Annotated in this window: 17 protein-coding genes and 1 pseudogene; 8 read left to right on the forward strand and 10 right to left on the reverse strand. The window is 43.0% G+C overall.

Annotated features, from left to right (window positions below):
• Positions 1-41: 41 nt before the first annotated feature.
• Positions 42-803: an AraC family transcriptional regulator gene (locus ACINWC323_RS02025; protein ID WP_009515404.1), complete on the forward strand. Its 762-nt coding sequence runs from the start codon at positions 42-44 to the stop codon at positions 801-803.
• A 42-nt stretch (positions 804-845) separates the two neighbouring features.
• On the opposite strand, the gene ACINWC323_RS02020 is transcribed toward ACINWC323_RS02025, so the two are convergent.
• Complete coding sequence (locus tag ACINWC323_RS02020; protein WP_009515511.1) at positions 846-2,120, reverse strand: DcaP family trimeric outer membrane transporter; 1,275 nt, start codon at positions 2,118-2,120, stop codon at positions 846-848.
• A 252-nt stretch (positions 2,121-2,372) separates the two neighbouring features.
• On the opposite strand from ACINWC323_RS02020, the gene ACINWC323_RS02015 reads away from it, so the two are divergent.
• Positions 2,373-3,173 carry an inositol monophosphatase family protein gene (locus ACINWC323_RS02015; protein WP_009515666.1) on the forward strand — a complete coding sequence of 267 codons (801 nt, stop codon included), beginning with the start codon at positions 2,373-2,375 and terminating at the stop codon, positions 3,171-3,173.
• A 46-nt stretch (positions 3,174-3,219) separates the two neighbouring features.
• The gene (gene uhpC / locus ACINWC323_RS02010) at positions 3,220-4,542 is read left to right on the forward strand and encodes an MFS transporter family glucose-6-phosphate receptor UhpC (protein WP_009515492.1); all 1,323 of its coding nucleotides are present in this window, start codon (positions 3,220-3,222) and stop codon (positions 4,540-4,542) included.
• 312 nt (positions 4,543-4,854) lie between these two features.
• Here uhpC and abaF read toward each other — a convergent pair.
• From abaF to ACINWC323_RS02000, 3 genes and pseudogenes are all read right to left on the reverse strand, one after another.
• Positions 4,855-6,147, reverse strand: a pseudogene (abaF, locus tag ACINWC323_RS0119365) (fosfomycin efflux MFS transporter AbaF).
• Between the two features lie 170 nt (positions 6,148-6,317).
• The gene (locus tag ACINWC323_RS02005) at positions 6,318-7,898 is read right to left on the reverse strand and encodes an aldehyde dehydrogenase (NADP(+)) (protein ID WP_009515574.1); all 1,581 of its coding nucleotides are present in this window, start codon (positions 7,896-7,898) and stop codon (positions 6,318-6,320) included.
• A 190-nt stretch (positions 7,899-8,088) separates the two neighbouring features.
• Positions 8,089-9,660 carry an APC family permease gene (locus ACINWC323_RS02000; RefSeq protein ID WP_009515422.1) on the reverse strand — a complete coding sequence of 524 codons (1,572 nt, stop codon included), beginning with the start codon at positions 9,658-9,660 and terminating at the stop codon, positions 8,089-8,091.
• 356 nt (positions 9,661-10,016) lie between these two features.
• Between ACINWC323_RS02000 and ACINWC323_RS01995 the strand changes: the two genes are divergently transcribed.
• Positions 10,017-11,186 (forward strand): MFS transporter, encoded by a 1,170-nt coding sequence (locus tag ACINWC323_RS01995; RefSeq protein WP_162137927.1) that lies wholly within the window; start codon positions 10,017-10,019, stop codon positions 11,184-11,186.
• A 1-nt stretch (position 11,187) separates the two neighbouring features.
• Here the strand turns inward: ACINWC323_RS01995 and ACINWC323_RS01990 are convergent, their stop codons facing one another.
• Positions 11,188-12,678 (reverse strand): amidase, encoded by a 1,491-nt coding sequence (locus ACINWC323_RS01990; RefSeq protein WP_009515640.1) that lies wholly within the window; start codon positions 12,676-12,678, stop codon positions 11,188-11,190.
• A gap of 202 nt (positions 12,679-12,880) precedes the next feature.
• On the opposite strand from ACINWC323_RS01990, the gene ACINWC323_RS01985 reads away from it, so the two are divergent.
• Complete coding sequence (locus ACINWC323_RS01985; RefSeq protein ID WP_009515614.1) at positions 12,881-13,360, forward strand: hypothetical protein; 480 nt, start codon at positions 12,881-12,883, stop codon at positions 13,358-13,360.
• A gap of 47 nt (positions 13,361-13,407) precedes the next feature.
• Here the strand turns inward: ACINWC323_RS01985 and accC are convergent, their stop codons facing one another.
• From accC to ACINWC323_RS01960, 5 genes are all read right to left on the reverse strand, one after another.
• On the reverse strand, positions 13,408-14,772 hold the full coding sequence (accC, locus tag ACINWC323_RS01980; RefSeq protein WP_005285498.1) for an acetyl-CoA carboxylase biotin carboxylase subunit: 1,365 nt from the start codon (positions 14,770-14,772) through the stop codon (positions 13,408-13,410).
• A 17-nt stretch (positions 14,773-14,789) separates the two neighbouring features.
• Positions 14,790-15,212, reverse strand: coding sequence for an acetyl-CoA carboxylase biotin carboxyl carrier protein (accB, locus tag ACINWC323_RS01975; RefSeq protein ID WP_009515461.1), 423 nt, complete (start codon positions 15,210-15,212; stop codon positions 14,790-14,792).
• A gap of 27 nt (positions 15,213-15,239) precedes the next feature.
• On the reverse strand, positions 15,240-15,689 hold the full coding sequence (gene aroQ, locus ACINWC323_RS01970; RefSeq protein WP_009515629.1) for a type II 3-dehydroquinate dehydratase: 450 nt from the start codon (positions 15,687-15,689) through the stop codon (positions 15,240-15,242).
• A 725-nt stretch (positions 15,690-16,414) separates the two neighbouring features.
• Positions 16,415-17,437 carry an ABC transporter substrate-binding protein gene (locus tag ACINWC323_RS01965; RefSeq protein ID WP_009515625.1) on the reverse strand — a complete coding sequence of 341 codons (1,023 nt, stop codon included), beginning with the start codon at positions 17,435-17,437 and terminating at the stop codon, positions 16,415-16,417.
• Entirely contained in the window at positions 17,438-18,028 is a 591-nt protein-coding gene (locus tag ACINWC323_RS01960) for an ANTAR domain-containing response regulator (protein WP_009515469.1), read from the reverse strand.
• Between the two features lie 535 nt (positions 18,029-18,563).
• Here ACINWC323_RS01960 and ACINWC323_RS01955 point away from each other — a divergent pair.
• From ACINWC323_RS01955 to nirD, 3 genes are read left to right on the forward strand one after another with little or no spacing between them, the layout of a single operon-like run.
• Positions 18,564-19,916 (forward strand): MFS transporter, encoded by a 1,353-nt coding sequence (locus ACINWC323_RS01955; protein ID WP_005230145.1) that lies wholly within the window; start codon positions 18,564-18,566, stop codon positions 19,914-19,916.
• A 28-nt stretch (positions 19,917-19,944) separates the two neighbouring features.
• Complete coding sequence (nirB, locus tag ACINWC323_RS01950) at positions 19,945-22,491, forward strand: nitrite reductase large subunit NirB (RefSeq protein WP_009515498.1); 2,547 nt, start codon at positions 19,945-19,947, stop codon at positions 22,489-22,491.
• Positions 22,492-22,502: 11 nt separating this feature from the next.
• Entirely contained in the window at positions 22,503-24,122 is a 1,620-nt protein-coding gene (nirD, locus tag ACINWC323_RS01945; protein WP_009515436.1) for a nitrite reductase small subunit NirD, read from the forward strand.
• Positions 24,123-24,125: the final 3 nt, after the last annotated feature.

A 24,125-nucleotide genomic window follows, 5' to 3' on the forward strand; every position in this document is an offset into this window, starting at 1 on the left:
TCTAGAGTAGGACAGTGATTATTTCGGTTCTGCTCTAGCTCATGTCCTTGGCTCATATTCCTCAACTCACTTCAACATTAGACGATTTTCTAAAGAATCTGGAAAATATAGAACCTTTATTCGATGCTTTGTCTTCAGTGGTTTTTTTTATTAAAAATACGGAAGCGCGCTATGTGTTTGTCAATCGAACTCTGGTCAATCGGTGTGGGTTAAAAGAGAAAGCAGCCTTGCTGGGGAAAACTTCGGAAGAGGTTTTCCCCCATTCACTCGGTAAAATATATACATCACAAGATCTGCAAGTGATTCGCCGTGGCAAAAAACTTTCTGAGCAGCTAGAACTTCATTTGTATGCGAAAAACCAGTCAGGATGGTGCTTAACCTATAAAGAGCCTTTATTTGATCCTGCTGGCAAGCTGGTGGGGATAGCTGGAATTTCCAATGATTTGAATGTGCCAGAAAATACCCATCCCGCATTTTATAAAATGGTGCAGGTTGAGGAATATATCAAAAAAAATTATGCTGAAACAATTACTTTGGCTCATTTGACTGCAATTGCCGGGGTGTCGGTTGCACAGTTAGAACGGTACTGTAAAAAAATTTACCATTTAACGCCACGGCAAATGATTAGCAAGATTCGTTTGCAAGTCGCAACAGAACTATTGGCAACAGATTTAGCCATTACCGAGATTGGCTTACGCTGTGGTTATACCGACCATAGTGCATTTTGCCGTCAATTCAAACTACATACAGGCATGTCGCCGACTTTATTTAGAACGACATATAGAGCGAATATAATGAAATAACCCTAAACTGGTCAGGATTATTTCATTTAGAGGCTCACGATTTTAAAAATTATAACGCACCATGGCTTCCAGACGGTTGTCTATGCCTTTCTGATCTTTAAAGGTCTTACGTTCACCATAGATATACTCCAGACCGATTGTGATCGGAGTAATAGGGCTATACATCATATACAACCAACCTTGTTGTAAACGCTTGTTCTGATTTTGATCTAAAAGAATATCCTGTTGGGCAAAAGCATTATTGTCTTTTGCAAACATAGCACCGTAGCCTAGGGTTCCCTTGATCTTAGGAGTAAACTGATACGAAACCCCTGTAGTAAAACTGTCAAATTCATTTAAATAAATCTGTGTCTTGTTATCATTCATGAGATAGGCATTATTGGTATAAAGTAAGAAACGATCATCACCTTTTACATGTGAATAATCACCCATCAGTTTTAATTTTGGACTTAATTGATAACTGGCACCAATTGCTGCTCCCCAGCTGAGTTCCTTTTCATTGTTTGCATCAGGTGCACGTAACTCTTGAATCATGGCTCTTGTAGAAATAGACCCATCTTCAAAATCATATTTTAGTTTTCCTGACAGTGTCGGAAGACGGTTTTCATCACGACCTTTTTCTAGACTTATGAAATATTCTGGCCCAGCGCTAAGCTTATTGTTATAGCGAACGAGTGGTGTACGAAAAGTACCGATCCCTAAAGGAGAACCAAAATCCAGCATATCTGGTTGTAAATCAGTTGCCAAGAAACTAGAGGTGGTTTGTCCAAATAACCAATTGTTATAGGTCAGGTAAACATGGCGTAAGCGTAGGGTGTCATTATTGACTCCTCCACGAAAATCTACTTCTAACTTCCCACCAATTTGTTGCCCTTCTATCGGAGTTTTAAAGTCCAGACCAAAACGAGTTGTGGTTACCGTATTATAAAAGCGATCCGTGTTTGTTTCATGACCTTGTAGATCCACTTTGTGAATGCGGTTAAAAATACCATTACCTCCTTTAAACTGATAAGAAGAGTCACCCCGGATAAAGCCGTAAAGCTGGAATTCTGCACCAGCTTTTGTAGTTAATTTGAGTGATTTTGGGGAGGTGTTTTCTGTCGCTCCTGCCTCAGTGGGTGACTGATATTCAGAACGTTTAACAGTTGCTAGATGCTGTTGCTGAATTAAAGCTTTTAATTCATTTACTTCTTTACGGAGTTGTTCAATTTCAAGTGGTTCCTCCTGACTAGCTGCATGTCCACTGAGTGGAAGAGCGGCGCTTAATGCAATAAATATATATCTCGAAACCTTCGTTTTTTTAAATAAAAAAATCATATACCTATCCTGAGTATCTGTATTGCTGATCCCTCACCATGACGAACGCTGGTGTTCAGCTATTTGGAAATAATTATTGGAAAACAAAAGCGATCTAAGCTTAGATTATTTTGCTTGATAAAGAATATCGTATACGATATTCTTTTGTCAAAATGTATTATCATTTTTAGGGTTAGGGGGAAAATGTTCTTGTTTGAATATTTTTTCTATGTAGAACAATAACTAAGATTAAAATTTAATGGAGAAGTTGTTATGGACTACTCAATTTTCTTAGACACGGCGCATATGGCAGCAGACAGAGCGCGTCATATATTAAATGAACATCGTCTGAATTTTCGCTATCAGCATATTCTTTTTGAAACCAAAGACGATGAAAGTCCAGTGACGGAAATTGATCAATATGTTGAGCGGGAAATCCGAAAGATTATTGAAAAATTCCATCCTGATCATGACATTCTGGGGGAAGAGTATGGGGGAGAAAATCATCAGGCTGAATTTGTCTGGGTGATTGATCCGATTGATGGAACAAAACAATTTATTTCAGGCTTTCCAACCTTTGGAACATTAATCGCATTGTGTCATAACGGTGTTCCGGTGCTTGGGATTATTGAACATCCTGCTGTGTCTGAGCGTTGGGTCGGTGTTAAGGGACATAAAAGTACCCTGAATGGTCACGAGATTTCTACCCGTAACTGTACGACACTTGAAGCTGCACTAATGTCCTCAAGTAATACAGAGCCTGTTTTAGCTGAGCATCGCACTGGTTATCAAAATATCATTTCTAAGACCAAGTGGCGTGTCTATGGTGCAGCTTGTTATGCCTATGCGTGTCTGGCGACCGGAAAAATTGATTTAAGTATCGATAGTGGAGGGATGCGAGAAGTAGACTACTGCGCTTTAGTTCCTGTCATAGAGGGTGCGGGTGGGATAATTTCAGATTGGGAAGGGGAGCCATTGACGATTAATTCTGGAAAAACAGTTGTTGCTGCCGCAACCAAAGAATTACACGAGCAAGCGATTCGATTTTTAAAACAGCATAAGGCTGAACAATAACAATAAACGGATTAAATATCCCAGTGTATTGGATATGGAGATTTATATGTTTTCCTGGATGAAAAGTGCCCCACCTCAGCCTGAATTAACCGATCAGAAAGAAATCGATGCGCTTTATAAATATTGGCGTATTCATGTCATGATTGCCTTATATCTGGGATATTCCACGTTTTACCTAACCAGAAAAAGCTTTAATTATGTCATGCCTGAAATGATTAAAGATTTGGGTTTAAGCCTTGCCGATGTCGGAATTTTAAGTACTTCTTTTTATTTGGTTTACGGGATTTCAAGATTTGCATCGGGGGTGATGAGTGACGCGGCTAATCCACGTTATTTTATGGGTCTGGGGCTAATTGTAACGGGAATCCTGAATATTGTATTTGGGATGAGCTCCACTTTATGGATTTTTGCCATTATATGGATTCTTAATGCATTTTTCCAAGGTTGGGGCTGGCCGCCGTGTTCAAAAAGTTTAACGACTTGGTATTCTCGCAACGAACGCGGTTTTTGGTGGGCTTTGTGTAATACCTCTCACAATGTTGGTGGTGCTTTAATTCCTTTACTGGCGGGTGGGCTTGCCGTGAATTACGGTTGGCGTTATGGCATGTATGTTCCGGGTGTCATTGCTATTATTATGGGAGTTATTGTCTGCTTTCGCTTGAGAGATAAGCCGACCAGTTTAGGGCTGCCTTCTGTAGGAGAATGGCGTAATGATGAGTCAGAGTTAGCACAAGAAGCCAGAAGTAAAAAAATGAAGGTATGGGATATTCTCGTCACCTATATTTTTACCAATAAATATATCTGGCTGTTGGCCATGTCATATGTTTTGGTCTATATCGTACGGACGGGTTTAAATGATTGGGCCAATCTATATTTAGTCAAAGAGTATGGCTGGGGATTAGTGAAGGCCAACTCGGCATTAACCTTTCTAGAGATTGGTGGCTTCATCGGTACAATCGTTGCAGGTTGGGGGTCTGATGTTCTATTCAAAGGAAATCGTACCCCAATGAATATTATTTTTATGATCGGGATTGGCGCTGCTGCGGCTATCTTATGGTTTTTTCCCAATATTGGTTATGCGCTCACTGCGGGTTGTTTTTTCTTTCTCGGTTTCTTTATTTTTGGTCCACAAATGTTGATTGGGATGTCTGCTGCCGAAGCTGCCCATAAAGATTCAGCTGGTGCAGCAACAGGTTTTGTCGGTTTATTCGGATATCTGGGTGCTGCTTTATCAGGCTATCCTCTTGCCAAGATTATTGAATGGGTCGGGTGGAATGGTTTCTTTATTACCATGATTGTTGCGACTTTGGCCTCCGCAATTCTACTCTTACCTTTACTTTCATCAAAGAATCCGAGTAGAGCGAAGTAAGCTAGAAAATTAAAAAGATAATTTATAAAAGGAGAGTTTACGATTTAGGTGAACTCTCTTTTTATTGGATCACAAATTAATATCAATCGAACAATTTGGGTTTTATGCCAAAAATTAAATTCTATTAAGCTTGAAGATAGGATGTTGTTTAAATTATTTAATCTCTTTGAGCTTTGACATAGTGAATACTGATATTTCAATCAGGAGCATTGAGATTGGGGAGGAAAATGATGATATTAATACTTAAAAGAATTCAAGTAGGCCAAATTATATTTTGACCTACTGTGTGAGGGAATACAGCTTTTAACGGTGTTACTTGTTATCCTCGAATGCCAAAGAGCGACCTTTTGTTTCTTTGACCAGCAGGATTGAAATAATGGAAATTAGACTTGCTGCAACCAGATAAAGTGAAATAGGAGTCGAGCTATTAAATTCTTTCAATAGGCTAAGGGCAAAAAGTGGGGCGAGGGAACCCGCCATGATTGGTGCAATCTGATAGCAAAGAGACAGAGCGGTATAGCGAATATGTGTTGGGAATAACTCTGTCATGAGTGCGGAGTAAGGAGAGTAGGTCATTGATTCAATAAACAGCCCTAGTACAATCGCCAACATAATGAGCCAGTCATTACCCGTATCCATTAAAGGGAAACCGATAAATCCCCAAAAGGCGGTGAGAACCGCGCCAATCAGATAAATCGGTTTACGCCCGAAAACATCACTTAAATGTCCCATCAGTGGAATAAGGAAGAAATGAATCAGATGTGCTCCAAACATCAAGAGTAAAATCTGGGAAGTATCTTTATGCACCACAAGCTTTAAATAACTGATCGAAAAAGTCACCACCATATAGTACAAGATGTTTTCAGCAAATCTGGCTCCAATCCCCGCAATCACTGATTTCTTATGATATTTTAAGACTTAAATAATCCCCAGTTGCTGATTCTCAATAAGTTGCTGTTTTGCTTGTGCCTGCTTAAATACTTCGGCATCGTCAACATTCTTACGAATCCATAGACCAATCAGTACCACCACGGCCGAGAACCAGAAGGCACAGCGCCATCCCCAATCTAAAAATTGTTCTGGGGACAGGTTTTTAGATAAAAGTAGGAGTACCAGCGTTGCAACCAGATTTCCCAAAGGAACTCCGGTTTGGGGCCAGCTAGCCCAATATCCGCGTCGATCATCAGGACTATGTTCGGAAACCAGAATAACTGCGCCGCCCCATTCACCGCCAAAAGCAAAGCCCTGAATTAAGCGTAGGATCATCAGTAGTGTCGGGGCCCAATAACCAATTTGATGAAAACTTGGAATGCAGCCCATTAAAAAAGTGGTTATGCCCACAATAATCAGGCTGATTTGTAATAATTTTTTTCGGCCAAATTTATCACCATAATGACCGAATACTAAACCACCAATAGGCCTAGCCAGAAAGCCAACAGCGTATAAGGCAAATGCTGCCAAAATACCATCAATAGCGCTGCCTGTTTGCTGAAAGAACAGTTCGCCAAAGACCAGTGCTGAAGCTGTGCCATATAGAAAAAATTCTTACCATTCCGCAACGGAGCCAACCATAGAGGCGGCAACCACCTTTTTTAAAGTTGTCATAGATTGATATCCTTATTCGAACGCTTCTCTACTGATGAGAGCTGTATGGGTTTGAGTCTCTTGTTTTGTATTTTTTATTTTTATTGGTATACAGATGAATCACCTGTAATTCAGATTTTTAGATTGAAATAAAAAGGAGTTCATTGTCGGCAATGAACTCCTGAATCATTTTAAAGTGCAGCTGCGGTCATTGCTCCATTGACTAAACGCAGAATCCCAAGCGGATTGGCATTTTGCAGGGCAGGTGGCAGTAAATGATCAGGGTAGTTTTGATAACACACCGGGCGAAGGTAGCGTTCAATAGCCAGAGTACCGACTGAAGTTCCGCGTGCATCTGAAGTGGCTGGATACGGTCCGCCGTGTACCATGGCATCACAAACTTCAACACCCGTTGGATAACTATTAAGCAGCAGGCGTCCAGCCTTTTCTTCTAACAATGGAATAAGTACGGAGAAGTCATTGAGATCTTGTGCTTCAGCGATTAAAGATGCGGTAAGTTGACCGCGCAAACCAGCCAGAGCAAGGCTCAGTTGTTGGGCAGATTCAACTTCAATTACAATCGTTGTTGGTCCAAAGACCTCTTCCTGCAATAATTCATCCTGTTCAAGTAGCAGGGATACATCTGCTTTAAACAGCTGAGGATAGGCCTGGTTTCCCTGTTGTACCTGTCCCGCTAAATGTTGGATTTTAGCATGGGCAAGTAATGCATCCAGTCCCTGTTGATAGCTCTGTAAGGTACCTTTGTTCAACATGGTTTGTGCCGGCTGCTGTGCCATATGCTGAGTGAACTGGACTAGGAACTGACTAAATTCAGGCGATTTTATACCAAGAATTAAACCCGGATTTGTACAGAATTGACCGCAACCTAAAACAACCGAAGCACTCAGCTCTGCCGCAATTTTATCACCACGGACCTTTAAGGCCTCAGGGAGCAGAATCATTGGATTGATGCTCGACATTTCTGCGAATACTGGAATCGGCTCAGGGCGTGCAGCTGCAAGATCACATAAAGCTTGCCCTCCTTTTAAAGACCCTGTAAAACCCACAGCTTTAATCAGTGGATGTTTAACCAGGGCCTCACCTACACCTTGCCCATAGATCATGCTGAATATCCCGTCTGGTAAGGCACATTTTTTAATTGCAGTACTAATGGCCGTTGCAATATATTCTGCAGTTGCCATATGGCCGCTGTGCGCTTTGACAATAACGGGACAACCCGCGGCAAGCGCCGAGGCAGTATCTCCGCCAGCTGTCGAAAATGCCAGTGGGAAATTACTTGCGCCAAATACTGCAACCGGGCCAATACCCGTTTTGTATTGGCGTAAATCTGGACGGGCTAAGGGTTGGCGTTCTGGCAAAGCCTGATCGATACGTGCTCCTAAATAGTCGCCACGACGTAGCACTTGGGCAAATAAACGTAACTGGCCTGTGGTTCGCCCGCGTTCACCACGGATACGCGCTTCAGGTAGGGCAGTTTCCTGACAGACGATGCTGATGAACTGATCATCTAGTGCATCTATTTCATTGGCAATGCTTTCAAGTAAATGGGCACGTTCAGCGGGAGAGGTTTGTTTAAATACGGCAAATGCGACATATGCGGCTTGAGCTGCTTGATTCACTTCTTCTGCTGTAGCCTGAGCAAACTGATAAGGTAGGCGCTCACCAGTACTTGCATCATAACTGAAAACAGCTTTCTCGCCTGCGCTTGAGCGTTGACCTGCAATAAAGTTCTGACCTGAAAGATTAAACATATTCTTCCTCATGTGATGGAAATGAAAATTAATAAGAGGCCTTCTTTTAAGGTAAATTTGAAAGAAGGCTGTGTTCATGTTGCCGAATCGATTGAAAATTTTTGAGAGGTAGGGTTGCTCGGCGTATTTCATATACATTGCTTGGCGGCTACAACATCTCGACAATTGGCTTTCTCAGTAAGGATCGTTATTAAGCTTCGTTGTCATCTTTAATCATGGCTTTTGGCAAACCTGAATTGATACCCCAGTAGTAACAAGCGATCGCAATCACCATAACCAGTAGGGTATCCATAGGTGCTGCAAGCACATGGGAAGCACCTTCACCAAAACTACCCAAATAGGATGCAACGATCATTAAAATGTAATAGCTAATGAGCCAGGCAGAAGATTTCAATTGTTGAGCCAAACTGACTTCATGTGTTGGTACATAGTGTTTAAAGAGTACATAAAGAATAAACAAGACAATTTGTGAACCAAGTAACCACGAAATCACATTCCAGCCAGACCAATACACAATAAATGAGGCAATGATGAAAGAAACCGGACCAAGAAATGTAAAGCCTTTTACGAAGAATGGGCGTGGTAAATCCGGTGCATTACGGCGTAAAGCACCGACAGTAATTGGGGCAAGCGCATAACTGAGAACCAATGCAGCTGAAACTACAGAGATAAGCTTTTCCCAAGAAGGAAATGGCATGGTCCAAAACAGTGATAATGCAAAAGTCAGCCATAATGCATAACGCGGAATACCTGATTTCGGGTCCACTCGAGTAAATATACGGAAAAATGTATTACTGTTTGACCAGGCATAGATGACCCGTGGCGTGGCTGCCATATAGATATTACCGCAACCGGAAGGTGAGATAATGGCATCGGATACGACCAGCATGGCTAACCATCCTAAACCCAGTAACATGGCAATATCACGATAGGGAAGCGGGAACTGATTGCTTAGGCCTTGCCAACCATGATTTAACATTTCTGTTGGTACTGCCCCTAGAAAAGCAACTTGTAATACCACATAAATTACGGTGGCCAGGACAACAGATAAAATCAAGGCAAATGGAATGGTGAATTGTGGGCGTTTTACTTCACTCGCAACAGAAATAATAGGCGTGAGACCGAGATATGCAAAAATAATCCCACCCGCTGAAACAGCGCCTTGTACACCTTGTGCTCCCATTGGTGCAAATTCAGTCATGCTAAAATTTGCAGGTTTAAAGTGATACAGAAGGGCTACAATGACTAAAACTGGGACTGCAAACTTTAAAATACTAATAATATTATTGGCGACAGCAAAAGTTTTGATACTGAAATAATTGAGCGCAAAAAACAGACATAACAGTGCAAATTGAAATAGCCAGCCGATAACACTCGGCGAGCGGATACCATCATGGATAACTGTCAGTGAGGGAAACCAGGCGGCTGCATATTCGCGGGCTGCAACCACCTCAATGGCGATCAGGCTTGAAAATGCAATGACCGTAATTGAACCAAGCAGGTATCCTTGCAAGGGGCCATGGGAAAATACCGGATAGCGGATAATCCCTCCTGCTCTAGGCAAAGCAGCGCCGAGTTCACAATAAATAATCCCTAAAATGAGAACGGCAAAACCGCCAATCAGCCAGGAAATAATACCTGCGGGACCGGCTTGTGCCGCGACATGGCTGGCAGAAAATAACCATCCTGAACCAAATATGGCACCTAAACCAATGAAGGTGAGATCCATGAGTGAGAGTTGTTTCTTAAATTGACCTGTCATCACGTTTTCCTTAACGGTATTGCTATAGTTATTTTGAATATCGTATACGATATAATTTTAATGGTAAATAGAAATGTATTTTAATTTTGAATTTGATCAATAATAAATAATTAAGTGATTGAAATTTATTATTAAATTTATAGTTGGATCAGAGTGAGGTGAATCGGCTAAGCTGGTGTTTTAGAGCAATGGCAAAAAAGACAAATAAGTTTTGCTGTAGCAAAAGTTTAGAAAGAATCTGAAAGAGATAGGGCTTCTAGCTCATTTCAAGGTATTATGCATTTCCTGAAGCCGATTAAAAATAAAAGCATTTTTATTTCATCGGCTGGAATTTTTAGCTTAGTGTACCTAGTTCAATGCCATCACTTACAATCAATACTCGGCTGTCAGGCTTCTATTTTTTCTACTATGCCATCGTTGGGACTTTCATGCCGTACTGGAACCTGTATCTGCAAGATCAGGGGTTCAACTATCAAGAGATTGGCATTCTTTCTTCCATCGCCATTATTACCCGTTTCTTTGCACCGCTGATCTGGGGCTGGATTGCCGATAAGTCTGGCAAACGCATGCTACTGGTACGTATTGCCACCTGGATGGAAGCCTGTATCTGGTTCGCTATATTTGTGATTCCGAATAGCTTTCAATCGGTTGCCTTATTGATGCTGATTTTTAGTTTCTTTCAAAATGCCATTCTGGCGCAGTTTGAAGGCGTGACCTTATTCTGGCTGGGCGAGAAACGGGCTGAACTGTATGGCAAAGTAAGGAAGTGGGGTTCAGTCGGGTTTATTGTCGGGGTATTTGTGATTGGTGCCTTACTCGAGATTATTCCGATCGCCATGCTGCCAGTTTTACTTTTAGCGATTTCATTTCTGGCCTTTCTTTGGTCATTTAGCATTAAGGAACCAGAGCATGCGCCGAGCTCGCAAAAAAAATTACAGCCATTATGGCCTGTTTTGAAAAAACCAGTTGTAGTGGCATTCTTTAGCATTGAGTTTATTTTATTATTTTCACTGGCACCGTTTTATAGTTTTTATAGCAATTTTCTCAAGGAAATCGGTTTCAGTACCACACAAATCGGTAGTTTGTGGGCGATGGGGGTGATTGCCGAGATTGTCATGTTTGCGGTCGCGCAAAAAGTCTTTTTTACCCGCTTTTCTTGGCGGACACTGGTGGTGATTTGTCTGCTGCTCACCAGTCTGCGCTGGTGGCTGGTGGGGGTATTAGAGAGCAATTATATTGGACAATTACTCACGCAATGCTTACATGCCTTTAGTTTTGGCCTGTTCCATCTGATCGCCATGAAAGTCATTTTCCAGAATTTTTCGGCAGAGCAGCAAGGCCGTGGACAAGCGCTATATAGCACCATGTGGGGCTTAGGTGTCGCGTCTGGCAGTTTACTGGCAGGGCACTACTGGCAGATGCTTTCAGGCATGACCATCTTTTTCTGTGCCAGTGCTGTGGTGTTATTGGGACTATTATTGGTAGTATGGCTACCGAATCAGCTTGAAACAGCAGCCAAAAGCTAGTCTAGAGCTGGATATGCTGATATTGAGGCATCCACGGTTGTGCCTGTTCAAGCTGTGCTGCCAGTTGTAGCAAGCGATCTTCCCGTCCAAACGGCGCGATAAACTGACTACCCAACGGCAAGCCTTGTTTATTCCAGTAGAGGGGAACGGACATGGCAGGTAAGCCAGTGACATTGGCTAACTGGGTAAAAGGGACCCAGCTCAGGTTGTCCTGTACCATCTTTTCGACCAGTTTACCTTGAGCGAGATAATGCGCTTTGCCCAGTTTTAACAAGCCTTTCAAAATAGGTTTCTGCCAGGCTGGGGTCGCAACTTCACCATTCTTTGGCGCCACCGAAGCAGTGCTAGGGGTAAGATACAGGTCATATTGTTCAAAGAAAATATTCATCTGGGTGCTATAGAGGCCCCAATTATCAAGGGTATGAATATATTCTGTTGCCGTAGTTTTGGCTCCAAAAGCTGCCAATGCGATTGAATCCAGTTCAAAGTCCTGATCGGTTGCCCCATATTGCTTTTTGATTTGTGCCTGCATATAAGAAAACTGGCTAAACCATGTGGTCACGAAGTCTTTTGCCAAGGCCAAACCATCAATTTTGGGTTGATCTTCCACCACCATATGTCCCAATGATTCCAGCAGTTTTGCGGTTTTCTGCACTGCTTGAATCGCATCTGGAGACACTTTGGTGCCAATCGGGGATCGGGTATTAAACGCGATTCTGAGCTTTTTAGGTGCTTGTTGAATGATGTCACTGTATTTTTGTGCTGGCGCTTCAATTCTAAAGAGTGAGGTTTGTTCAGGGCCTTGCTCGGCATCAAGCATGGCAGCACTATCACGTACAGTTTTGCTTAGAATATGCTGCATGGCTGCGCCGTGCATGGCCTCACTGAATTGTGGTCCCCACGGCGTACGTCCGCGACTAGGCTTTAAGCCAAATAGACCGCAATAAGAAGCGGGGATACGGATGGAACCACCGCCATCACCTGCACCCGCAATCGGGACAAGACCTGCCGCTACCGCAGAGGCTGAACCGCCTGAAGAACCGCCACTATTATGCTTTAAATTCCACGGGTTATGGCATGCACCCCATGCATCAGGTTCGGTAATGCCTTTAATGCCAAACTCTGGCGTATTGGTCCGGCCAAAAGTGACAATACCGGTATTTTCCCAGCGATTGACAATTTCAGCATTAAAATCAGGGATGTAATTTCGATTTTTAAGGGCATGGCTACCATAGGAGGTCGGAATGCCTTGATATTCCTGAAACAGATCCTTCACCAGAAACGGAACACCTGCAAATGTGCCAGAACGTTGTTGGCTTGCGCGTTGTTTTGCCTGTTCATACATGGTAATAATCACAGCATTGAGCTTGGGATTGACCTGTTGGGTGCGTTGTAAAGCAATATCCAGCAATTCGGAAGCCTGGACTTGTTTTGTTTTGACTAATTGGGCCAGGCCAAGACCATCGTATTGCACATATTCTGAAAACTTCATGGCTTTTATCCCTAAAGCTAAATTGTTATAAAGTAAAAATAAATGTAAGTTGTAAAATAGAATACCTGAAAAAATAACAGAACAATCAATTAAATGACATGCCAAAAATATTGTGTTTATATGGTTATGAATGCGTGTTTTTATCAAAAAATATGCTAATTTAAGCGCATGCACCGTTTTAGATGACGACTTAATTAAATCTATGAAAAATATTTATATTATTGGATTATTATGGGCTTGCTCAACATGGACTATGGCCGAGACGGTCGTAAATTACAAGACAGCACCAACGCCTCAGCAAGTGGCTAAAGCGAATGCGATTCGTGTAACCACGCGCCCTGAAATTATGGGGTTATGGGGAATGGAAATTCCAAATAATAAGAAATGCGTGGAATACTATAATTTTCGTGGTTCCAGCGATGTAGTGATTAAAAGTGGACAGGAATGGTCGTACGGTTTATATGATTATCAGCCTTCTGAAGATCATCAAGAGCGCTTACCCGCACTGATCTTGCAGATCAAGTATGACAATAATGAAAAAGATTGCTCTGGCCAAGCGCAGGATCAAACAGGCGAGGTTTCCCAATATTTCGTGAAATGGTCAAACGATCACACCATTGATTTTTGTGCCAGCGAGAAGGGTGATAAATGCTTTGCAACCTTACGCCGCGTATTGCCTTAATCAATAAACAGATATAAAAAAGCCTCTTAAATAAGAGGCTTTTTTATTTAGGCTTTTTCAGCTTGCGGTTCCAGCTGTTTGAGCAAGTGCTTTTCGAGGTAGTGAATATCCATTGCCTGTTCACAGAAGTTCTTATCTTGCAGGATAAGATCTTTATGCAAAGGAATATTGGTTTTAATTCCTGTCAGAATCATTTCATCTAAGGCTTGGCGCATACGGGCCAGAGAGGTTTCACGATCTTTACCATGTGCAATCAATTTTGCAATCATTGAATCATAGTAAGGCGGAATGCTATAACCTTGATAAATATGTGAATCTAGGCGAATGCCGGCACCACCCGGTGCATAGAAGCTTTCAATCTTGCCTGGTGAAGGCAGGAATGTAGTCGGGTCTTCGGCATTGATACGACATTCAATCGCATGGCCTTTGACTTCGATTTGTTCCTGTTCAAGCGCTAAGCCTAAACCCGCAGCAATACGAAGTTGCTGTTCAATAATGTCGACGCCTGTCACCATTTCGGTCACAGGATGCTCGACCTGAACACGTGTATTCATCTCGATAAAGAAGAATTCACCGTCTTCAAACAAGAACTCGAATGTTCCCGCGCCACGATACTGCATCAATTTACAGGCATTGACACATGCTTCCAGAATATCAGCACGCGCTTGTTCTGGTAAGTTTGGAGCAGGTGCTTCTTCTAGCACTTTTTGATGGCGACGTTGTAACGAGCAGTCACGATCATATAAATGAATCGCATGGCCGTTACCATCACCGAGAACCTGTACTTCAACATGGCGAGGTTTCTGTAAGAAACGCTCCATATACACGGTATCATCACCGAACCACATTTCAGCATCACGCTGTGCCGCCTGAACCGATTCAAGCAGGGTATCGACACGTTCGACAATACGCATACCACGACCACCACCACCAGAAGCGGCTTTTACGATCAATGGAAAGCCAATTTCTTTGGCTTCAGCAAGTGCATTGTGAATGGTAACCGCATGGTCACAACCTGGTACGGTTGGAACACCCGACTTTTTCATGGCAATAATGGCAGAAACCTTATTTCCCATGAGGCGGATATGTTCAGGACGAGGGCCAATGAAAATAAAACCTGAGCTTTCTACAATTTCAGCAAATTCAGCATTTTCAGACAGGAAGCCATAACCAGGATGGATGGCATCTGCACCTGTAATTTCTGCAGCAGTAATAATTGCAGGAATATTTAAATAGCTTTCACTTGTGGTACCTGGCCCAATACATACTGCTTCGTCAACGAAGCGTAAATGCATCAAGTCTTTGTCGGCATCTGAATAGATACCTACTGTTTTAATGCCAAGAGTTTTACAAGCCCGAGTAATTCGTAAAGCGATTTCACCACGGTTTGCAATTAATACTTTTTGCAACATCGGAATCCCCAGACAAATTAAGCACGGTAGCGGAAAAGTGGTTGACCGAATTGGATCACTTCGCCGTTTTTCACTAAAATTTCTTCAATGACACCGCTCTTGGTTGCTTCGATCGGGTTCATGATTTTCATCGCTTCGATGATACCAAGTGTTTCACCCGCAGAAACTGTTTGACCTACATTCACAAATGGTGCTTCACCCGGGCTTTGTGCAGCATAGAACACACCAACCATTGGAGAAGTTTCAACAGCACCACGTGGTGTTTTTGCTGCTGGCGCTGCTGGGGCAGACCCTGCTGGTGCTGCTGCAACCGGTGCTGCCGTATAAACAGGTGTAGGACGAGTTAACGAGATGGACTGGTCACCTTCCTTAACTTCAATCGCCTGTAAGTCAGATTCAATCATCAAGTCGATGAGCTTCTTGATTTTACGGATATCCATGAGTGAGCATTCCTAATGTGTTTAAAATTAGTTAGAAGATTGAATTTTTTCGATAGCGTAATCGAGTGCAAAGGAATAACCCTTCGCACCTAAGCCACAAATCACGCCAATGGCCTTATCTGATAAATATGAGTGATGACGAAATGCTTCACGCGCGTGAACATTTGACAAATGAACCTCAATAAACGGGATTGCAACGCCGAGCAGGGCATCGCGTAAAGCAACCGATGTATGGGTCAGGGCAGCAGGGTTGATAATGATGAATTTCACCCCTTCAGCTTGTGCCTGATGAATGCGATCGACAATCGCACCTTCCCAATTGCTTTGAAAAGAATCTAGTGTGAGTGATGCGTGTTTAGCCTGAGCAGTGAGTTGCTGGTTAATATCCTCTAAAGTGAGATAACCATAAACTTCTGGTTCGCGCTTTCCTAGCAAGTTCAAATTCGGTCCGTGAATCACCAAAATGGTTGAGCTCATTCAGCCTGCTCCAATTCTAAAACTGCAAATGTTTTTTGCAAGATGTCTGCAAAGTTTGCTTATTATGGCATAAAATTCTGCAATTTTTTTATAATTTGTTTTAATCGATGAAGAATATTGCATACCAAGCATGGTGCATATAATGAAAACTTTGCAAGGAATTGGCAATGTTAAAATATGACAAATTTCAGCGTATTTTCGTTTTTTTGTATTTTAAACTGAAATACCCCAATTCGTTCATGGGATTTGTGTAACTCAGCAGTCAATCTGGCGGCTGACTGTTGATTTTTATATCGTATTTTAAGCACTAAGGGGTAGTCGGGTTGCTTTGAAAAGCTGAATACAGCTTTGGCTTTTATTTGTATAAGCTTATGTTTTTAAATAATTTAATCTTAGTGTTTAGTCGTGCATTTTCCTGCTGATGGATCAGATAAAGATTGATTTTTCATATAACCAGCTGTGCCTGATCAAGTTGGAGATAAAGGCTGGATTGTTGGTAGGCATACTGCTTATGGATTGAACATTAGGGTTGTGACGACCATTGGCAAAAATGATGAAAACACGGATTTTAGATGGCAGTTAATGACATAAAAATGTCTGAAAAAGATATGCATGAGTTCCATATCATAACAATTACTTAAGAGCTGACTTTTGATTGGCGTCAGCTCTTATGGGTCTTTCAATGCTGTCTTGGAACTTCAAGACAGCTTTTTTTTGTCCTAGATTTAACTTGCTTGGGCTGCCTGATAAATCGAGCCTAAGATACAGTGCTGTGCCTGCTCAAGATAAGTGCTTGGTTTTGGCTCCAAATCATTCCATTTATGCATTTGCTGAAACAGCCATTCAAAATCTTCTACTTTAGGTTCAGCGCTGTTTTGCACTAAATTCCGGATAATCTTCTGAATGCTGAAATATTTCTCGACATGCATCTCCGCTGAACATGGAAATTGAATCACATCAAACTCCACCAGCATTTGCCATACCTGCGTAAAGTCTTGCAGTTCCCGTAATTCCTGTTGGGCTTTCAGAATGGCACGACTGAGTGCAATTAACGTATTGGGATGCTGTCTAGCCCAGTCCTGTGTTACGGCAAGCACCTTATCTGCAACACTTGGGATGATCTGTTGGCTGGAGCAGACAATATGGCTCAGGCCCTGAATTTCAGCTTGTGTATTCCAGGGTTCACCCACACAAAATCCATCGATCAGATGATTGCTGATGGCTTCTACCATATACGGTGGCGGTAAGATTTTCAGCTGAATGGATTGTGCCAATTCAGGACTGGCCAAGGCCAACCATTCTCTTAAGCAGTAATGATGAATTGAATACTGAAATACATGGGCGAGGGATAAAGGGTGATTATTCTGGATATATTCAACGATTTTTTGCGCAGAGGACTCGGCCGAATCGTGAGAATCAATATTCAGTTGATAGCAGAGTTTCTGGCTGATGCTAATGAAAGCGCGATTTTCACTCAGTATCAAAGGTGTTTGCAGCGGAATGCCAATCTGGTCAGCCCCTATGGCCGCCGCAGGAAGCATTGCCGATAAGCAATGCGCTGCATCGAGCAGGCCAAAGGCCAGTCGATCGCGTAAACTGGCCCAGGACGCTTCTTTTATCAGATTCACCTCTAAGCCGTTTTCAGTAAAAAAACCACGCTGCTTGGCCCACAGCAGGGCAACACAGTCGAGTAAAGGAATATAGCCCAGTTGTAATTCAGTTTTTTCTAATGTGACAGAATGAACCATTTACTCATCCTTTAATTGATTATTTAACAGTTGCTGGGCATCGAGCAGGCGCCGTGCCATTTCTCCGATGGTCATACGATGGCTCATGGCATTTTTTCTGAGCAGTTGAAAGGCGGTATCTTCAGTCAGCCCATGCAATTGCATTAGCAACACTTTGGCTTTTTCAATATCTTTGCGGTCAGCCAGCTTGGTCTTGGCATCTTTGAGGTCACCCTCCAGCTTTTTATATTTCTTATATTGCTTAATTGAAATATCCAGAATGGTATGTAAACGACTGGGGTCAATACCATCAACGATATAAGCAGTAATATCTGCATCAATGGTTTGCTTAATGGTGTCCTTATCTGCATTTTTGGTGAACAAAACAGTCGGAAGGTCAAAGTTGCTGACACAGCTTTCAATCACATCGCGATGAGGATGCTCCATATCCAGCAGAATCACATCTGCTTGCAGGTGTTCCAGTTTAAATAGATTGAAGTGATCCAGCGTAAAACAAGCCACCACATCAAAGTCATGTTCAATCAAGCATGCTTTTAGGTATTCAGCCCGAGCCTGGTCGTCATCAATAAGAGCGATCTTGAGTTTCGGCATAAGTATAAAGGTCAAAGGCTAAGTCAAAGCACATCTAAAGTCATGTGCGGTATAGGGTAGAGACGATTGTTTTGAAGCAAATTTAATGCCAGTCAATAACGGGTTAAATTTGGAGATGTATCAATCGCCAGATGTTGCATAGATAGGAGTCTACTGCAATTAATGAAAAGAAAAATGAAAAAGCATTGACCAGCACATACAAAATAAATTTGCGCATTCTTGGTGCAAAAAAAGAGTTTTTTTGAAGCAATTTCAATGCTGCGTTAAAACAGTTCATTTCTTGTTTTTATAAATGGAGTGACAAAAAAGAATCAATTTTTAGAAGAGTGATTGTATTTTTAATTTATATAAAACAAATATTTATATTATTAATAAAGTTCTATTTTCAAAAGTTGGCATAGCAATTGCTAAATATTCCATGAGTCAAAGATGACTTAGAAATGTTTAAGACGGCCAACGATGTCCGATCTGATCGATTTGTTGACACAACCTGATGTGTCAGCAAAGCAAATTACGTTCAGTATGGGAGATGGCAATGTCTATAGATTTATCTGCTAAAAAAGCAACTTCAATCAAGTTATTTAACTTTTCTGCACCAGCAATGCGGGCATTCCACATGAGCTGGCTGGCTTTCTTTGTTTGCTTCTTTGCCTGGTTTGCCTGCGCGCCGTTAATGCCGGTGATTGCTGGTGAATTTCATTTAAGCAAAGACCAGATTGCGAATATCAATATTGCTGCTGTTGCCATCACCATTGTAGTCCGCCTCATTGTCGGGCCGCTGTGTGATAAATATGGCCCACGTAAAACCTATACTGCTTTATTGCTCATCGGCAGTATTCCGGTATTTGGTGTCGCTGCTGCCAACAGTTACGAATCCTTCCTGTTCTTCCGGCTGCTGATTGGTGCCATCGGTGCCAGCTTTGTGATCACGCAATACCATACCAGCATTATGTTTGCGCCCAATGTGGTGGGAACGGCCAATGCCACTTCAGCGGGTTGGGGCAATGCCGGTGGTGGTGCTACACAAGCTTTGATGCCCTTGCTATTGGCTGCATTGGTGATGTTTGGTGTTGAACAAGCGATGGGTTGGAGAATTGCGCTGATCGTCCCGGGTGTGATGATGGTGATTGTCGGTATCCTTTACTGGAAACTGACCCAAGACAGCCCTCAAGGCGACTTTAAAGCATTGCGTGCACAAGGTGTGGTGGTTGGAAATGATAAAAAAGGCGGTGTTGCGATCTTGATGCATGCTGCACGCAACTATCGTGTCTGGATCCTGTTTGCCTCTTATGCCGCGTGTTTCGGTATCGAAATTTTCATGCACAACATCATCGCAATGTATTACGTCGAGCACTTCAATTTTGGCTTAAAGGAAGCGGGTCTGGCTGCGGGAATCTTTGGTTTATTGGCGCTGTTTGCCCGTGCCTTAGGTGGACTGGTTTCAGATAAGGTTGCTCTGAAAAAAGGACTGGATGGTCGTACCAAAGTGCTGTTTATCCTGATTTTGGGTGAAGGCTTATTCCTGATGCTGTTTTCACAAATGAATAGCGTTGCGCTTGCCATGATCAGTATGACGGTATTTGCACTATTTACCCATATGGCTTGTGGTGCAACTTACGCCTTAGTTCCTTTCATTGATCGTGATGCTTTAGGTGGTGTGGCAGGCATCATTGGAGCAGGCGGCAATGTGGGTGCAGTTGCAGCGGGCTTCTTGTTAAAAGGTATGGTCGATATTCAAACCTGCTTGATGGTGTTAGGTGGCCTAGTCGTCTTTGCCGCAGGTTCAGTCATGCTGATCCGCTTTTCAGTCGAACATAAAGAAAAAGAACAACGCCTGTTTGAACAGGCCGTTTTAGAACGTGGCTCAGAACACAGCAGCATAGCTTAATCATTGGACAGATTTTGGGAGAAACACAATGAAATTAGTGATGATTGGTCACGGTATGGTGGGACATAAATTCATCGAAGCCATCCTGGAGAAAGCGGATGATGAACTGGAAATTACCATTCTTGCTGAAGAACCACGTATTGCCTATGACCGAGTCCATTTGACTGAATACTTCTCTGGTAAGACAGCAAAAGACTTATCGCTGGCGCGTTTTGACTTTGCCGATGCGCATGGGATTGACCTCCGGTTAAATACCAAAGCGGTTGAGATCAATCCTGCCGAGCAAACGGTGACCACCAATTTCGGTGAGGTGATTCATTATGACAAACTGGTCTTGGCGACAGGTTCATATGCCTTTGTTCCACCAATTTCAGGCAATGACCGTGAAAACTGTTTTGTCTATCGTACCATTGAAGACTTGGACGCGATTCGTGCAGCAAGTCTGAATGCGAAGACAGGTGTGGTGATTGGTGGGGGTTTATTAGGTCTGGAAGCAGCTAAAGCGCTACGTGATCTAAATCTGGAAACCCATGTGGTGGAGTTTGCTCCGCGTTTGATGGCAGTACAAATTGATGATCTTGGCGGTAAAGTATTACGCCGTAAAATTGAAAATCTTGGGGTAAAAGTTCATACCCAAAAAGCCACGCAATGTATTGAAGCGGGTGATAGTACAACACACATCATGAAGTTTGCGGATGGCAGTGAGCTGGAAACAGACATCATTTTATTCTCAGCGGGGATTCGCCCACGTGATGAATTAGCGCGTGTCAGTGGTTTAGCGTTAGGTGAACGTGGTGGGATTAAAATCAATGATTATTGCCAAACCTCAGATCAACATATCTATGCGATTGGTGAATGTGCGCTGTGGGATAACAAAATCTATGGCTTAGTTGCACCGGGCTATGACATGGCGCGAATCGCTGCAAAACATATCCTTGCTGAAGATACCCATTGTTTTGCCGGTGCAGATATGAGTACCAAATTGAAATTGATGGGGGTTGATGTGGCATCCGTGGGTGATGCGCATGGCATGACCCCAAACTCACTCAGCTATTTCTATGCTGATGAAGATAGCTTGGTTTATAAAAAGATCGTGGTCGATGCAGATAAAACCAAGTTGCTTGGTGCGGTCTTGGTCGGTGATGCTAAAGAATACAATGACCTGCTACAAATGATGTTGAATGGGCTGGCACTCCCGGAAACGCCTGAAAGCTTGATCATGCCAGGTTTTGCCGATTCAGGTGCCAAAGCAGGCGGTAGTGGTGTCGATTTATTGCCTGATAGTGCCACCATTTGTTCATGTAATAACGTGTCCAAAGCCGATATTTGCCAAGCGATTTGTGACGGCTCAACCTCACTGGGTGCTTTGAAGAAATGTACCAAAGCAGCAACAGCCTGTGGTGGTTGTGCACCTTTAGTCACACAAGTATTGAAGTCTGAACTGCAACGCCAAGGGGTGGCCGTCAATAACCATGTCTGTGAACACTTCCCGTACTCACGCCAAGAAATTTATCACCTGGTTCGTATCAATGAAATCAAGACCTTTGATGATCTCATTCAGCAACATGGTCATGGTCTAGGCTGTGATATTTGTAAACCGATGGCGGCCAATATTCTGGCATCGTGCTGGAATGATTTCGTACTTGAACCAAGTCATGCAGGTCTACAAGACAGTAACGATTACTACTTGGGCAATATTCAAAAAGATGGTTCTTACTCGGTTGTGCCACGTATGGCAGGCGGTGAAGTTACACCAGATGGTTTAATCGCTGTCGGTCAAATTGCCAAGAAATATAAGCTCTATACCAAAATTACCGGTGGACAACGGGTCGACTTATTTGGTGCACAAATCCATCAATTGCCGTTTATTTGGGAAGAACTCAACGCAGCAGGGTTTGAATCAGGTCATGCTTACGGTAAATCCTTACGCACCGTGAAATCATGTGTCGGTAGTACTTGGTGCCGTTATGGGGTGGATGATTCTGTGGGTTTGGCGATCGAACTCGAGAACCGCTATAAAGGCCTACGTTCACCGCATAAACTAAAAATGGCGGTGTCTGGTTGTACCCGTGAATGTGCCGAAGCGCAAGGTAAAGATGTCGGGGTGATTGCCACAGAGAAAGGCTGGAACCTGTATGTTTGCGGCAATGGTGGCATGAAACCACGCCATGCCGAGCTACTGGCATCTGATCTGGATGCCGAAACCTTGATTCGTTATATCGATCGTTTCTTTATGTTCTATATCCAGACTGCCGATCGTTTACAACGTACCAGCGTATGGCGTGACAATATGGAAGGTGGCCTGGATTATCTCAAATCAGTGATTGTGGATGATTCCTTAGGATTGGCCGAAGAACTCGAAAGCCGTATGCGCCACGTGATTGGGACTTACCAAGATGAATGGCGTACTGCGGTTGAAGACCCTGAAATCCGTAAACGTTTCCAAACCTATATCAACGCCAGTGCAGAGGGACAAGCTGATCCACATATTCAATTTACTCAAGTACGTGATCAGATTCGCCCTTTGAATGACGCTGAACGTTCAGTCGATCGTATCCCCATGGTTGAAGCATAAGGAGCACTCAAATGACCAGTTTAAAAAACATCAATATGCTGCCAGAAAATCAATGGGTTGAGGTCTGCGCGCTAGATGACATCACACCAAATACAGGTGTCGGCGCATTGATTGAAGGTCAATCGGTGGCGCTGTTTCGTGTCGGTCACGAAAAGCGCATTTATGCGCTTAGCAATAAAGATCCATTCAGCCAAGCCAATGTAATGTGTCGCGGCATCATTGGCGATTTACAAGGTGAACGCGTGATTGCATCGCCGATTTATAAGCAACATTTCAGTTTAGCGACGGGGCGTTGTCTGGAAGATAAAGATCAAAAGCTGTTGGTTTTCCCAACCAAAATTGAAAATGGTCGGGTGTGGGTCGGGTCTGTTCCGCAAAAAACCTATATTACCAACAATGGTGTTGCTCAAGAAAAGCTGAAACTGGTGTTAATTGGTAATGGTCTGGCGGGGATGCGTTGTCTGGAAGACTTATTAGATATGGCACCAGAGCGTTATGACGTCACGGTGATTGGTGAGGAACCTTGGGGCAATTACAACCGTATTATGTTGTCGCCTGTACTTTCCGGTGAAAAAACTATTGACGACATCATGCTGCATCCACATGCATGGTACAGCGACAAAGGGATTCAATTCATTGCCGATGATCCTGCAATCAAGATTGATCGTACTCGCAAAGTGGTACATACCGAGAAAGGTGAAAGTGTTGATTATGACCGTCTGATCATTGCCACAGGTTCATCGCCGTTTATTCCACCTGTGCAAGGTGTAGATCTAAAAGGTGTGATCAGCTTTCGTGATATTTATGACGTTAATACCATGATCAAATATTGCGAAAGCAAGAAGAATGCCGTGGTGATTGGTGGAGGTTTATTGGGTCTGGAAGCGGCATATGGCTTGAAACAACGTGGCATGAATGTGACCGTTCTGCACCTGATGGATCGCATCATGGAGCGTCAGTTGGATGGACGTGCTAGCCGTATGTTACGTCAGAGTATTGAGCAAAAGGGCATTAATATCATTACTGAGGCCAATACCGAAGCATTGCTTGGTGAAGAGGATCATGTCCGTCAGGTCCGACTTAAAGATGGAACGGTATTGGATGCCGATTTAGTGATTTTTGCGGTGGGGATTCGCCCGAATATTGCATTGGCTCAACGTGCAGGACTGCGTTGTAACCGAGGCATCTTGGTGAATGACACCATGCAAACCTTTGATCCAAGTATTTATGCCGTGGGCGAATGTATCGAGCATCGTAATCAAACCTTTGGTCTAGTTGAACCGCTATGGGGACAAGCCTTTATTTGTGCAACGCATCTGGCTGAACATGGCAGCTTAACCTTTAAATCACCGACTGTACCAACACAGTTAAAAGTCAGCGGTGTCGATGTGTTCTCTGCCGGGAACTTTGAGCCGAAAGAAGATTATGAAGACATCATTCTGAATGACGATAAACGTCAAATTTATAAACGCATCATTATCCAGAAAGACAAAGTGATTGGTGCGGTTCTGTTTGGTGATACAGAAGATGGCATGTGGTATGCCGAGTTGATTGCAGATCAAACACCTGTTTCTACCTTTAGAAATAAGCTGTTATTTGGTAAGGATTTTGCAATGAAAAAGGCAGGGTGAACG

The organism is Acinetobacter sp. WC-323 (assembly GCF_000314615.1).
Taxonomy (GTDB): Bacteria; Pseudomonadota; Gammaproteobacteria; order Pseudomonadales; family Moraxellaceae; genus Acinetobacter; species Acinetobacter courvalinii.

What these genes read in the sequence shown, in the direction of transcription:
- ACINWC323_RS01990 (WP_009515640.1), bottom strand. Translation starts at nt 12,678, where the DNA reads ATGAAGTTTTCAGAATATGTGCAATACGATGGTCTTGGCCTGGCCCAA.
- ACINWC323_RS02005 (WP_009515574.1), bottom strand. Translation starts at nt 7,898, where the DNA reads ATGTTTAATCTTTCAGGTCAGAACTTTATTGCAGGTCAACGCTCAAGC.
- ACINWC323_RS01960 (WP_009515469.1), bottom strand. Translation starts at nt 18,028, where the DNA reads ATGCCGAAACTCAAGATCGCTCTTATTGATGACGACCAGGCTCGGGCT.
- ACINWC323_RS02000 (WP_009515422.1), bottom strand. Translation starts at nt 9,660, where the DNA reads ATGACAGGTCAATTTAAGAAACAACTCTCACTCATGGATCTCACCTTC.
- nirB (WP_009515498.1), top strand. Translation starts at nt 19,945, where the DNA reads ATGAAATTAGTGATGATTGGTCACGGTATGGTGGGACATAAATTCATC.
- ACINWC323_RS02025 (WP_009515404.1), top strand. Translation starts at nt 42, where the DNA reads ATGTCCTTGGCTCATATTCCTCAACTCACTTCAACATTAGACGATTTT.
- ACINWC323_RS01965 (WP_009515625.1), bottom strand. Translation starts at nt 17,437, where the DNA reads ATGGTTCATTCTGTCACATTAGAAAAAACTGAATTACAACTGGGCTAT.
- uhpC (WP_009515492.1), top strand. Translation starts at nt 3,220, where the DNA reads ATGTTTTCCTGGATGAAAAGTGCCCCACCTCAGCCTGAATTAACCGAT.
- ACINWC323_RS01985 (WP_009515614.1), top strand. Translation starts at nt 12,881, where the DNA reads ATGAAAAATATTTATATTATTGGATTATTATGGGCTTGCTCAACATGG.
- ACINWC323_RS02020 (WP_009515511.1), bottom strand. Translation starts at nt 2,120, where the DNA reads ATGATTTTTTTATTTAAAAAAACGAAGGTTTCGAGATATATATTTATT.
- nirD (WP_009515436.1), top strand. Translation starts at nt 22,503, where the DNA reads ATGACCAGTTTAAAAAACATCAATATGCTGCCAGAAAATCAATGGGTT.
- accC (WP_005285498.1), bottom strand. Translation starts at nt 14,772, where the DNA reads ATGTTGCAAAAAGTATTAATTGCAAACCGTGGTGAAATCGCTTTACGA.
- aroQ (WP_009515629.1), bottom strand. Translation starts at nt 15,689, where the DNA reads ATGAGCTCAACCATTTTGGTGATTCACGGACCGAATTTGAACTTGCTA.
- ACINWC323_RS01995 (WP_162137927.1), top strand. Translation starts at nt 10,017, where the DNA reads ATGCCATCACTTACAATCAATACTCGGCTGTCAGGCTTCTATTTTTTC.
- ACINWC323_RS01955 (WP_005230145.1), top strand. Translation starts at nt 18,564, where the DNA reads ATGTCTATAGATTTATCTGCTAAAAAAGCAACTTCAATCAAGTTATTT.
- accB (WP_009515461.1), bottom strand. Translation starts at nt 15,212, where the DNA reads ATGGATATCCGTAAAATCAAGAAGCTCATCGACTTGATGATTGAATCT.
- ACINWC323_RS02015 (WP_009515666.1), top strand. Translation starts at nt 2,373, where the DNA reads ATGGACTACTCAATTTTCTTAGACACGGCGCATATGGCAGCAGACAGA.